At 51.2% G+C, this 561-nt stretch carries 1 protein-coding gene; it reads right to left on the bottom strand.

Annotated elements, in window-relative coordinates; genetic code table 11:
• Nucleotides 1-5 precede the first annotated feature (5 nt).
• On the bottom strand, nt 6-561 hold a 556-nt coding region (locus H1B37_RS33105), incomplete at its 5' end, for a hypothetical protein (RefSeq protein WP_220498506.1).

Genomic DNA, 561 nt, shown 5'->3' with positions numbered 1-561 from the left:
ACCCGTCATCTGGTTTGTCCGCGAACAAACTCGGATAGCCCATGGCCGTAGCGTTTACACTGAAAGTATGCCCATTGATCATTCGAGGTTGGAGGCATGTCGTATCTTCCAACGTCTTTGTCGGTGCGAGGATACCAGAACCGTCCATCTTCATCCAGCAATCCGCAGCCATACTCGACTCGCCACGTCTCTGTGGACGGTTCTTCGGCAATGATTGAAAAGCGAGCAGGAGAATCGGAATGGCCAAGTTCTGTAAAAAAGCAGATTCGAAACGTCACAGCGATGGACAAGCCGAAGTTGATCTGGACATCTTCGATCATGGAATAGTCAATGACCGGAGTCTCTCCAGCGAACGATGCATCGGCAGCAACGTCATGCAACATTTCAGCGGTGAATTCAAAGTTTGGATCGTCACACAGCTCGGCGATGACGTTGCAATTGCCTTGGCCACACTCCTCAGCAGTGGTGTATCGTTCGAGAAGTGGCCTCGCGATCGTGAAAAGTGTGTGCAAGTGGTCGAAGACGTTCGGGCTCCAAAGATTTATAGGGGATCGATCGGGT

Source organism: Stieleria mannarensis, from assembly GCF_014154935.1.
Taxonomy (GTDB): Bacteria; Planctomycetota; Planctomycetia; order Pirellulales; family Pirellulaceae; genus Stieleria; species Stieleria mannarensis.
Note: the sequence above shows the minus strand (reverse complement) of the source record. Positions and strands in the feature narration are given on the sequence as shown.